This window comes from Nitrococcus sp., assembly GCF_059432795.1.
The window spans coordinates 1-7,988 of sequence record NZ_JBXWZQ010000137.1; the positions used below are offsets into that span (position 1 = coordinate 1).

The following is a 7,988-nucleotide window of genomic DNA, read 5'->3' on the forward strand; positions in this document are numbered from 1 at the left end:
CGAAATTCCGGGCAGAGCGCATTCTCGATGCGCCGCTGACCGTGCAGTTCGTGTTCTGGCTTGGGGGGCTGCTGACGGGTGATCTCGGGCGGTCGCTGACGATCGCGGGTGGCGTATCGATCACCGAGCTGGTTGCCGCCCGGTTGCCCAACACGATATTCGTCGGCCTTTACGCGACCTTGCTCGCGATCATCATCTCTCTGACGATCGGCTCGCTGGCGGCAATCCGGCGCGGCAGGATCGTCGACACCGTCTCCACTTCGGTGGCGGCGCTGGGGGTGTCGATGCCGGATTTCTGGCTCGGCTATGTGCTGATTTTCTTCTTTGCGCTCAATCTGGGATGGCTTCCGTCGTACGGTTTCACGAGCCCGTTCGACTCCCTGGGCGGCGCGCTCGTCACGGGACTTCTGCCCGCGCTCGCGATCGCGGCGCCTATGGCGGCGGTGTTTGCGCGGACACTGCGCACGGCGCTTCTGGAGAACACCGGGCGCGATTATGTCACCGTGGCGCGATCGTTCGGCTTCGCGGAAAGTTTTGTGTTCCGGCACTACGTGTTCCGCAATTCGATCATCCCCTACGTGGTGGTTGTGGGGCTTCAGGTCCGCTACCTCCTCGGGGGTGTGGTGGTGGTCGAGCGGGTTTTCGGCGTGCCGGGAATCGGCTCGCTCATGGTCGATGCCGCCTTTGGCCGTGACTATCCGGTCGTGCAGGCGTGCACGGTGATCTTTCTGGCGATCGTGCTGGCGGTCAATCTTGCCGTCGATCTCACTTGTGCTGCTCTCGATCCGAAGAGGACACGCTGATGACGGTATTGGCGTCGGGCGCGGCCGCAGGAGAATTCGCGAGCGGGAGGTGCGTGCATGTGGAATGAATTCCGCTCGAGCTTCACCGCCATCAGCGGAGTGGTGATCACGGCCCTGGTGCTGTTTGCGGTTATCGTCGTGGCCGAGGTGATACCGTATTCGCCGACCAAGATGTCGTTCACCACCGTGCTGCAGCCGCCGAGCTGGTCGCATCTGTTCGGCACGGATTCGTTCGGGCGCGATGTGTTCACACGGGTTCTCTATGGCGCGCGGGTGTCGCTTCTGATCAGCGGGGCCGGCGTGGCGATGGCGCTCGTGCTCGGTGCGCTCATCGGGATGACGGCGGCCTATTTCGGCAAGTTCTATGACCTGATCGTCATGCGCATCATGGACCTGCTGTTTTCGTTCCCCGCCTTCGTGCTGGCGCTGTTCCTGATGGTCATCATCGGCTTTGGCGTGGTCAATGTCAGTATCGCGATCGCACTGGTTTATCTGCCGATCTTTGCGCGGCTCGCGCACAATCTCACGCTCGCGGTGCGCAGCGAACCCTATGTCCAGGCCGCACGGGTGATGGGCCAGCCGTCGCTGCGGCTCCTGGCACGCGAGATCCTGCCCAATATCGCAGCCCCGCTCATGGTACAGGCAAGCATCGGTATCGCGTTCGGCATCATCATCGAGGCGGGACTCAGTTTCCTGGGGCTGGGGGTGCAGCCGCCGACGCCGTCGCTTGGCGTGATCATGGCAGACGGCCAGGAATATTTTCGCCGTGCGCCCTGGGTTCTGACGCTTTCGGGACTTGCCGTGTGCTTTGCGCTTTTGGGTCTCAACCTGCTGGGGGACGGCCTGCGTGACATGGTCGATCCGCGCCTGCGCAAGAGGAGCGAATGAGCGCGCCTAATCTTCTCGAGGTCAGAAATCTTCACGCCGGGTTCGTGCAGGGCGATGTCACGGTTCCGGTCGTGGAAGGTGTCGATTTGGACGTGCGCCGCGGCGAGGTGCTCGGCATCATCGGCGAGTCCGGTTCGGGCAAGACGGTGACGTGCATGTCTATTTTGCGGCTCCTGCCCCAGCATGCGCAGGTCAGTACGGATCGTCTGAGTTTCGATGGAGAGGAGATCGGCGACTGGCCCGAGGCGCGCTTTCGAGGTCTGAGGGGGCGGCGGCTGGCCATGATCTTTCAGGATCCGGTCGGATCGTTCAATCCGGTCAAGACGATAGGCTGGCACTTCCGGGAGGTGACACGGCGGGTTGCCGATGAGCAGAAGGAGCGCTACGGGGGTCGGCATGACTGGTGGCAGGCGGCAGTATCAGTGCTCGAGCGCGTCGGAATTCCGCACGGCAAGCAGGTGCTGCGCAACTATCCGCACCAGCTTAGCGGCGGGATGCTGCAGCGTGCGCTCGTCGCGCTCGTTCTGCAGATGCGGCCGGCGCTCATGGTTGCCGACGAGCCGACCACGAACCTCGACAATATCGTGGAGCACCAGATCATCGAGCTGTTCCGGAACCTGATGGACGAAACGCGGGCCTCGTTCATCTTCATCACGCACGATATGTCGGTCGCTGCCAAGCTGTGCGACCGCATTGCGGTGATGTATGCCGGGCAGATCGTGGAGGTGGGCGATACCACGCAGATCCTTCAGGCACCCAGGCACCCCTACACCCAAGGGCTGGTGCGCACTGCCACCGAGTTGGTGCGGCGGGTCGAGCGGCTGCGGGAAATCCCGGGTGAGCTGCCCAATTGGCACTCGCTGCCAGTGGGATGCCGGTTCCGGCCGCGCTGTGAGTACGCGAGCCAAGCGTGCAAGCAGGCCCAGCCGATGCGAAATTCCTCCGAGGGGCATTCGGTGCGGTGCCAGCTCTACGCAGGTGAGCAATGACCGAGAACACACCCCTGATCGACATCAGTGAACTGGTCGTGCGGTTTCGCGTGCGGGGTGGGCTGGATGCGGTGCTGTCCGACAGGCCCGGTCACATTACCGCTGTCGACGACGTCAACCTGTCGATTGCGCGTGGCGAGATCTTCGGGCTGGTCGGGGAGTCAGGGAGCGGCAAGACGACGCTCGGAAAGGCGGTTCTCAGGCTGGTCGATACAATCTCTGGAACGATCGATTTCGAGGGACGGGATATTTCACAGCTCTCCGAGCGCGAGCTGCGACCCTTTCGGCGCAAGCTGCAAACCGTGTTTCAGGATCCGCTATCCTCACTCAATCCGCGCCAGCGGATCGCCGAGGTGGTCGGGACGCCCCTGAGGCTGCACAACATGGTACCGGCTGGGGAGGTGGACGCCAAGGTCGACGAGATCCTGAACCGCGTCGGGCTTTCGCCGGTCTACCGGAGGCGCTATGCGCATGAGCTGTCCGGCGGGCAATTGCAGCGCGTTGCAATCGCGCGGGCCCTGGCGCTGGAGCCGAGTTTTCTGGTGGCCGACGAAGCCGTATCCAAACTCGACGTTTCGGTGCGCGCTCAGATCCTCAACCTATTCAAGGATATCCAGAGTGCGTACGGCATGACGATCCTGTTCATCGCGCATGATCTTCATGTGGCGCGATATCTTTGCACCCGTATCGGGGTGATGTACTTCGGCAAGATGGTGGAAGTTGCACCGACCGAGGAGCTGTTCGCAAATCCCCGGCATCCCTACACCCAGGCGCTCTTGTCCACCATTGACGATGGTGCGGCGGGGGGTGCGGGTGCGCTGCTTGCGCAGGAGTCGTTCAACCCAAGCGAGGACGACCGCGTGGGTTGCCGGTTCTACAAGCGCTGCTCACATCGCAACGCGCGTTGCAGCCAGCGTCACCCTGCGACGGAAGTGGTCAGCCCGGGCCATACCGTGGGGTGCTATCGGTGGCAGCACACGCTCGCGCCGGCCAGTGGGGCAGAAACGGCGGACGACGCAGTGCATTGACCCGGCTTTGGCGTGAAGCCGCAGCGGAGAGAGTGAAAGCCGATGCGCAATTTTTCGAACAAGGACGACGGGCGACATGGCGAGGGCAGGCACATCCTGCAAAGCCAGCGTGTTTATGACCGGTTGCGCCGCGACATTTCCGGCCAGCGGCTCGCTCCGGGGACGGTGCTGCACGAAATCGCGCTGAGTGAAGCGTACGACGCGAGCCGGACGCCCATTCGCGAGGCCCTTTTCCGTTTGCGTCAGGAGGGGTTTATCGAGAAGGCCGGCCGGCAGTTGCAGGTCAAGTCGTTTTCGGTGGACGAGGTGCGTCATCTGTATCAACTCCGCGAGGCGCTGGAGAAAATGGCCAACCGGCTCTGCATCGAGAACGCAAGTGACGAGAGTCTCGATCTGATTGCCTGTCAGCTCGAGAATTATCCCAACTTCGATCTGGAAAACGACTACGATTCATTCAACGAGTACGCGAACCAGTTCCATCGCGCGATTGCAAGGCTCTGCGGCAATCCGATGATCTGCGAGCAACTCGAGGCGATCCACGACAAGGTTCTGGTGATCAACGCGCATTACTGGCGTGCAGCGCCGTCGGTGGAGGAGGCATTCCGCGGGCATGCATTCATTCTCGATGCCATTCTCAACCGCGACACCATGGTCGCGGAATCGGCCATGCGCGCACATATTCAGCAGGTAGTCGTGCTCTACGATCAGGCCGCCTGCCTGCAAGACGAGCAGTGCGTGCGGTGACCGATGCCGGAGACACCGACGGCAAGGCCGGATCCGTCTCCCCGCCGGTCGCTTACGTCACAGGGGGGACGCGCGGTATCGGCCGCGCCATCGCGTTCCGGCTTGCGCGTGAGGGATACAGGGTGCGGGCCTGCGGTTCGACCGCGGCCAGCGTTGCCGAGTTGGAGCGCGCGGCGGGGGCAGAGTCTCTCGACGTGCACGGCGAACAGGTGGATGTCTGCGATCCGGCGCGGCTGGTGGCGGCGCTCGATCATGCCGCCGGTGCGGGCGGGGGCCTGAGGGCTCTGGTCTGTGCGGCCGGCATGCCGGTGCGCGGCACGGCGCTGGAGCTGTCGGGCGAGGATTGGGACCGGTGCCTGGATCTCAACCTCAAGGCGATGTTCACGGCGTGCCAGGCCGCGCTTCCGCACCTCGCGCGGACCGGCGGCGGCAGCATTGTCTGCATTTCTTCGATTTGGGCGCATACGACGACCAGGGGGCGTGTGGCGTACATCACCGCCAAAACAGCGATTTCAGGGCTGGTTCGCGCGCTTGCGCTCGACCATGCCGGGGAGGGGGTTCGCGTCAACGCCGTGGCACCCGGCTTTGTCGAAACCGATCTGCTGCGCAGCTCCCTGGCGCACATCGGCAAGGACATCGACGCCGAGATTGCCCGCATTCAGCGGCTTCACCCGCTAGGGTCCATGGTCGCGCCCGAAGATATCGCCGACGCCGTCGCTTTTCTCTCCGGCTCGGGCGCGCGCTCGATCACCGGTCAGACTTTGACCGTGGACGGTGGTGTATCGATGCGTTTCTCGCTGAACGACGCGCGTGACATCGTGTAACGGGAAGTCTTCGGGCTCCGGGCGGGGAGGCTGTGCCCGAGCGCATGTTGGCGATGCTGCGGTGAAGGCCGCTCCGCTCGAGGGCAGGCCAGTCAGCAGGGTCGTGCGCGGTCGCGCGGCGGCCTTCGTCGCGCTCCGTTTGCGCGACCCGGTTGCGGATCGCCTGGGCACTCGGCTCGAACTCGCGCGCAAGCGCCTCCGGCGTACGCCCGGCCCTGATCAGCTCCACCATCTGCCGGTGAAACTCGGGGGGATAAGGTGGTCGTCGTCTCGTCATCCGTGAACTCCCAAAACCCAAATGGTCAGGTGTTCACAAAATCGGGGCAGGTCCAGATTTGACATTTGAGCTCCGGTTGCGGCAAGGCTGCCGGAGCAGGGTTTTCACGATGCCGAGGTCAGCTATTCACGATTGCCGTCCGCATGATCCCGAAAGCAAGCTCGACCTCGGCTTGGGCAACGACAAGCGGTGGTACGAGACCGATGGCCTCGCCCGCTTTGCCACAACCCCACGTGATTAGACCCTGCTCAAGCGCCCGGTTGCGGACAACACGCGCGCGCTCCGGTGTTTGCATCTCCACGACCCCAAAAGCACCGAGCACGCGAGTGGCCCGAATGTCCCCGCTCGCGAGACCCTCGACGCCATCGCGCAGCCACTCCTCTATGACGCGCACTTGCTCGAGAACGTGTCCGTCGCGGAGTTCCCGAACAAACGCCGCCGCAGCGGCTGCCGCCACCGGATGCAGTTGAAATGTCGAGGACTGCGCGCCGTCGGGCCACCGTTCCAGTAACGCCGACCGCCCGGCAATTGCGGCAGCCGGCAGCCCGCCGCCAAAGCTCTTGCCAAGGATCAAGATGTCAGGCGACAGCCCTGCATGCTCGAAGGCGAACATCCGGCCCGTCCGTCCCAAGCCGGTAAAGACCTCGTCGACAATCAGGGGCACTTGTCACCGGCGGTGCAAAACTGACCCGTGCGGCGGGACGAATCTGACCCACCCCGCAAACTGCTTCTTCCTTGAAGGGGGGAGCGATGATCAGCGTGGAGGAGCGGATGGAGATCACGGTTTTGGCGAAGCACGGGATGAGCATTCGCGGCATCATGGAGGCGACGGGCAAGTCGCGTAACACGGTGCGGCGGTACGTGCGCGGTGGCGCGCAGGCGGCGGTTCGCAAACCGGCGGCCAAGCGGCCCGAGAAGCTCGACCCGTTCAAGGATTACATCGTCGCGCGGATGAAGGCGGCGGCGCCGGACGTCATTCCGGCGGCCGTCCTGTTCCGCGAGATCAAGGCGCGTGGTTATGAGGGCGGCCTGACGCGCGTGAAGGATTTCGTACGCGGTCTTCGGCCCGAGCCCAAGCCCGATCCGGTGGTGCGCTTCGAGACCGAGCCGGGACGCCAGATGCAGGCGGACTGGGCGACAGTCGGTCACGGCAGTGACCAACTCAAAGTCTTTATCGCCACGCTCGGCTGGAGCCGTGCGACGTTCATCCGGTTCTGCGCGGACGAGAAGCTCGAGACGCTCATCGACTGCCACGAGCGCGCCTTCGACGCCTTGGGCGGCGTGCCGAAGGAAGTGCTGTACGACAACATGAAGACAGTGGTCCTGGAGCGCAACGCCTACGGCCGGGGCGTGCACCGGTTCCATCCCGGCTTCCTCGATTATGCCCGCCACGTCGGCGCGCTGCCGCGCCTCTGCCGGCCGTACCGGGCCAAGACGAAGGGCAAGGTCGAGCGCTTCGTCGGCTATCTGAAGCGCAGCTTCTGGGTGCCGTTCGTTGCGACCTGCCGGCAGACGGGTCTTGCGCCCGACGCCGATGCCGCCAACGCGGCAGTGACGGTCTGGCTGCGTGAGGTGGCCAACGCCCGCGTTCACGCAACGACCGGCGAGGTGCCGGCCGAACGTCTCGTGATCGAACGAGCGGAACTCCAGCCGCTGGCGGCACCGTATCGCGGCAAACGGCCTGCTGCGGCGAAGCCTCGGCAAGCCATGCAGGCGCGCGGCCACCAGCATCCGCTCAGCGCGTACGATGAGCTCATCCCGTCACCGGCGTCACCGGCGTCACCGGCGATAGCGCTCGAGACGTCGCCGGAGGTCTCGCCATGAGTGATCTCCAACATGACCGTATCGGCGTGCTGGCCCGCGACCTGCGCTTGAATGCGATCGCCGATCTCTATGGCGCCATTGCCCAATCCGCCGCCAAGCGCGAAGACGCAACCTACGCCGACTTCCTCGAAGAGGTCTTGCGCGCCGAACGCGATGCCCGACGCGTGCGCTCCGCCGAGATGCTGACGCGGACCGCCGGCTTTCCGGCGATCAAGACGCTGGAAGACTACGACTTCACGTTCGCCACCGGCGCGCCGAAAGCGCAGATCCAGGAACTGGCGAGCCTGGCATTTCTCGAGCGGGCGGAGAACATTGTCATGCTCGGCCCGTCGGGCACCGGCAAGACGCATCTGGCGATCGCCTACGGCATCCTGGCGACGCGGCGCGGCTGGAAGGTGCGCTTCCAGACGGCGGCGGACCTGATCCTGATGCTGGAGACGGCGCATCGCCAGGGCCGGCTGAAGGAGGTCTTGCATCGCGCCGTCGGCAATCCGCGCCTGTTGATCATCGACGAGATCGGCTATCTGCCGTTCGGCCAGGCGCAGGCCAACCTGTTCTTTCAGGCGATCGCCAAGCGCTACGAGAAAGGGTCCATGATCCTGACGTCGAAC

9 protein-coding genes are annotated in these 7,988 nt (G+C 64.2%); 8 read left to right on the forward strand and 1 reads right to left on the reverse strand.

The features are described 5' to 3' along the window. From AC52Q4_RS10230 to AC52Q4_RS10255, 6 genes are all read left to right on the forward strand, one after another. On the forward strand, positions 1–803 hold an 803-nt coding region (locus AC52Q4_RS10230), incomplete at its 5' end, for an ABC transporter permease (protein WP_495536698.1). A gap of 57 nt (positions 804–860) precedes the next feature. Further along, positions 861–1,691 (forward strand): ABC transporter permease, encoded by an 831-nt coding sequence (locus tag AC52Q4_RS10235; protein WP_495536699.1) that lies wholly within the window; start codon positions 861–863, stop codon positions 1,689–1,691. Continuing rightward, positions 1,688–2,680 (forward strand): ABC transporter ATP-binding protein, encoded by a 993-nt coding sequence (locus AC52Q4_RS10240; RefSeq protein WP_495536700.1) that lies wholly within the window; start codon positions 1,688–1,690, stop codon positions 2,678–2,680. Before AC52Q4_RS10235 ends, AC52Q4_RS10240 begins: the two co-directional genes overlap by 4 nt. Beyond that, positions 2,677–3,708, forward strand: coding sequence for an ABC transporter ATP-binding protein (locus tag AC52Q4_RS10245; RefSeq protein ID WP_495536701.1), 1,032 nt, complete (start codon positions 2,677–2,679; stop codon positions 3,706–3,708). The genes AC52Q4_RS10240 and AC52Q4_RS10245 overlap by 4 nt, the downstream gene beginning before the upstream one ends. A 42-nt stretch (positions 3,709–3,750) precedes the next feature. Beyond that, a complete protein-coding gene (locus AC52Q4_RS10250; RefSeq protein WP_495536702.1) occupies positions 3,751–4,452 on the forward strand; it encodes a GntR family transcriptional regulator in 702 nt (233 codons plus the stop codon). Then, positions 4,440–5,276 (forward strand): SDR family NAD(P)-dependent oxidoreductase, encoded by an 837-nt coding sequence (locus AC52Q4_RS10255; protein WP_495536703.1) that lies wholly within the window; start codon positions 4,440–4,442, stop codon positions 5,274–5,276. The genes AC52Q4_RS10250 and AC52Q4_RS10255 overlap by 13 nt, the downstream gene beginning before the upstream one ends. A 395-nt stretch (positions 5,277–5,671) precedes the next feature. On the opposite strand, the gene AC52Q4_RS10260 is transcribed toward AC52Q4_RS10255, so the two are convergent. Further along, a complete protein-coding gene (locus tag AC52Q4_RS10260) occupies positions 5,672–6,217 on the reverse strand; it encodes an aminotransferase class III-fold pyridoxal phosphate-dependent enzyme (RefSeq protein ID WP_495536704.1) in 546 nt (181 codons plus the stop codon). An 86-nt stretch (positions 6,218–6,303) separates the two neighbouring features. Between AC52Q4_RS10260 and istA the strand changes: the two genes are divergently transcribed. Further along, positions 6,304–7,377 carry an IS21 family transposase gene (gene istA, locus AC52Q4_RS10265; RefSeq protein WP_495536705.1) on the forward strand — a complete coding sequence of 358 codons (1,074 nt, stop codon included), beginning with the start codon at positions 6,304–6,306 and terminating at the stop codon, positions 7,375–7,377. After that, a partial coding sequence (gene istB, locus AC52Q4_RS10270) for an IS21-like element helper ATPase IstB (protein WP_495536706.1) occupies positions 7,374–7,988 on the forward strand: 615 nt, incomplete at its 3' end. The genes istA and istB, both read left to right, overlap by 4 nt.

Coding starts and splice junctions, on each gene's coding strand:
- istA (WP_495536705.1), top strand. CDS start 6,304: ATGATCAGCGTGGAGGAGCGGATGGAGATCACGGTTTTGGCGAAGCAC.
- AC52Q4_RS10250 (WP_495536702.1), top strand. CDS start 3,751: ATGCGCAATTTTTCGAACAAGGACGACGGGCGACATGGCGAGGGCAGG.
- AC52Q4_RS10235 (WP_495536699.1), top strand. CDS start 861: ATGTGGAATGAATTCCGCTCGAGCTTCACCGCCATCAGCGGAGTGGTG.
- AC52Q4_RS10240 (WP_495536700.1), top strand. CDS start 1,688: ATGAGCGCGCCTAATCTTCTCGAGGTCAGAAATCTTCACGCCGGGTTC.
- AC52Q4_RS10245 (WP_495536701.1), top strand. CDS start 2,677: ATGACCGAGAACACACCCCTGATCGACATCAGTGAACTGGTCGTGCGG.